General features: G+C 47.4%; 4 protein-coding genes. 3 read left to right on the top strand and 1 reads right to left on the bottom strand.

The features are described 5' to 3' along the window. The 3 genes from modB to JZU62_RS02520 all read left to right on the top strand — a co-directional run. A partial coding sequence (modB, locus tag JZU62_RS02530) for a molybdate ABC transporter permease subunit (protein WP_295011585.1) occupies window positions 1-669 on the top strand: 669 nt, incomplete at its 5' end. Further along, the gene (locus tag JZU62_RS02525) at window positions 666-1,541 is read left to right on the top strand and encodes an ABC transporter ATP-binding protein (RefSeq protein ID WP_295011583.1); all 876 of its coding nucleotides are present in this window, start codon (window positions 666-668) and stop codon (window positions 1,539-1,541) included. The genes modB and JZU62_RS02525, both read left to right, overlap by 4 nt. Before the next feature lie 9 nt (window positions 1,542-1,550). Next, entirely contained in the window at window positions 1,551-2,024 is a 474-nt protein-coding gene (locus JZU62_RS02520) for a peptidylprolyl isomerase (RefSeq protein WP_295011581.1), read from the top strand. Here JZU62_RS02520 and JZU62_RS02515 read toward each other — a convergent pair. Further along, window positions 2,025-2,621: alpha/beta hydrolase (locus JZU62_RS02515; protein ID WP_295011579.1), on the bottom strand; the 597-nt coding region annotated here is incomplete at its 5' end.

The following is a 2,621-nucleotide window of genomic DNA, read 5'->3' as shown; positions in this document are numbered from 1 at the left end:
GCTGAATTTTTAAGCACGATGGCGCTGACCTTTAAACTTGCCGCCGTTACTACCGTGATCCTCATCATCATCGGAATTCCCCTCGCGGCATTTTTGGTATTTAGCCGTATGCGATTCAAAAGCATCATCGAAACCATCGTCAGTATGCCCCTCGTACTGCCACCCTCAGTCTTAGGATTTTATCTCCTTCTCGCGTTCAGCCCCGCTTCCGCCATCGGAAGTTTTTTGACCGAGCACGGGATACGGTTGGCATTTAGTTTTGAGGGGCTGGTGATCGGCTCCGTTCTCTTTAGTCTCCCGTTTATGGTACACCCGATCCAGTCCGCCCTCGCAGGGGTTCCTCGGTCGATCTTCGAAGCCTCCTACACATTGGGTAAATCGAAACTGGAAACCATGCTACGAGTTATCCTCCCCTCTATCCGACATGGTCTTATCTCAGGGATCACCCTCGCATTTGCCCACACGGTCGGGGAGTTCGGAGTCATCCTCATGATCGGTGGAAATATTCCTGATGAAACGCGCGTCGCTTCCATTGCCATCTATGACGAGGTAGAATCACTCAACTACGCCATGGCGCACCAATACGCCCTCACCCTCTTTGTCGTCACCTTCTCGATACTCCTCCTCGTCTACACCCTCAATAAAAAATCACTCGGGGGGATTCGATGATAATAGTTAAAATTACCAAGCGTCTCGACACTGCCGAGGGTTCCATCAACGCCCATTTCAATCTCACGATCAATGATGGAGAATTTCTTACCCTTTTCGGTCCCTCCGGTGCCGGGAAAACAACATTGATGCGTCTCATTGCGGGACTCGAAATACCCGATAGTGGCATAATCGAAGTGGACGGTGAAGTGTGGTTCGATAGTACCAAAAAAATCAATCTCCCACCCCAAAAACGGAGCATCGGATTTGTCTTCCAAGACTATGCCCTCTTCCCGACAATGAGCGTCCGTGAAAATCTCCTTTTTGCCGCCGATGATGCCCAGCAACGATCGAATGTTGATGAGCTGATCGAGCTCGTTGAACTCACCCAACTCTCAAACCGCCGTCCTGATACGCTCTCAGGGGGACAAAAACAACGGGTCGCACTTGCCCGTGCGTTGGTGCGCCATCCTAAAATATTGCTCCTCGACGAACCACTCTCGGCACTAGATCCAACCATGCGCCAAAAGCTCCAAGACGAACTAACTCTTATCCATGAACGGCTCGGTATAACCACCCTACTCGTGAGCCACGACATCGCTGAGACTGTGAAACTCTCCGACCGTCTGGCTCAAGTCGAAGCGGGACACATCAAACGCACGTGTTCCCCTATGGAGTTCTTTAGCCCACAAAGCCTCAGCGGTAAACTGCAACTCATCGGTGAAGTGCTCAAAATAGAAGAGGATTTTCCAGTTTTCATCGTCACATTACTCGTGGGTTCATCGGTTGTCCGTACCGTCCTCAGTTCTAACGAGGTTTCAGAACTGAGAGTAGGTGCCCATGCTATAATTTCGACCAAAGCGTTTAACCCGATTCTTATACCATTACACTAAGGAACTATCATGACCATCAAAAAAGACTGCATCGTTACCATCGATTACCATATCAATGATACAGAGGGAAACCTCCTCCACGAAGAGGAAGAGTCACTGGTTTATCTTCACGGTAATTACGGTCATATTTTTCCAACCGTTGAAACAGGTTTAGAGGGCAAAAGTATCGGAGATACATTTAAAATTGAACTCTCTTCCGACAAAGCATTTGGAATCTATGACCCATCCCTCGTTGTCACGGAAGCCCTCAGCGAATTGCCGATAGAGGTAAGTGTCGGAATGGAACTGGATGGATATTTCGAAGAAGATTCTGAGGATGTTATCATCTATACCGTTACCGAGATCGACGGCGATCACGCGACACTCGATGGAAATCACCCACTTGCAGGGATGGATCTCGTTTTCGAGGGGACGATTTTAGATATCCATGAAGCGACCCCCGAAGAGATCAAAGAGGTGTTGGAGTTTCACCACCATCATTGATTAAATCCCCACTCCCAACGAACGTATAAACTGCTCTACCCTCTCGGTATAGCCGTTTGGCTTGCCTAAATCATCATTAATCTCTCCATGACTCAACGGTTGTTCACTTATTTCAATTTTCAATCCTATACTAGAACCTTTATTCATAAACGGCTTTGAACTCTCACACGGTTTATCTTCACGAATACTGGAACAAACCAACAGCATCGGTGGAGCAAATCGTTCAAGCTGATAAAATGGTGAGTTCTGTACCCAGACATTTTTATCGCTTCCAAACACGTCATCGTAAAAATCATAATGCTTCTGCTCCATTGTCTGTACTAAATCCATTGTCGCCGTATCAAGAGACACGGTAGCGAGCCATGGTTTTAATCCAAATGAAACATATTTTTGAGGATTTGCAGAAATCAAAGAGACCAGATGTGCCCCAGCTGAGTGTCCCATTAAAATGATCTTTTTCGGATCACCACCCCATGTAGTTGCATGCGCCTGAAGATACGCTAATGCACTCGCAACATCTTCGGCTTGCTGTATCGGAGTCACTTTGGGAACCAAACGGTAATTGAGCGATACGAAAATGATCCCTTTGGAAACCCA

It is taken from the genome of Sulfuricurvum sp., from assembly GCF_019163035.1.
Taxonomy (GTDB): Bacteria; Campylobacterota; Campylobacteria; order Campylobacterales; family Sulfurimonadaceae; genus Sulfuricurvum.
The sequence above is the reverse complement of the archived record's forward strand: the minus strand, read 5'-3'. Positions and strand labels throughout refer to the sequence as shown.

Excerpts from the sequence above, each read along its gene's own strand:
- JZU62_RS02525 (WP_295011583.1), top strand. The coding sequence starts at position 666 with ATGATAATAGTTAAAATTACCAAGCGTCTCGACACTGCCGAGGGTTCC.
- JZU62_RS02520 (WP_295011581.1), top strand. The coding sequence starts at position 1,551 with ATGACCATCAAAAAAGACTGCATCGTTACCATCGATTACCATATCAAT.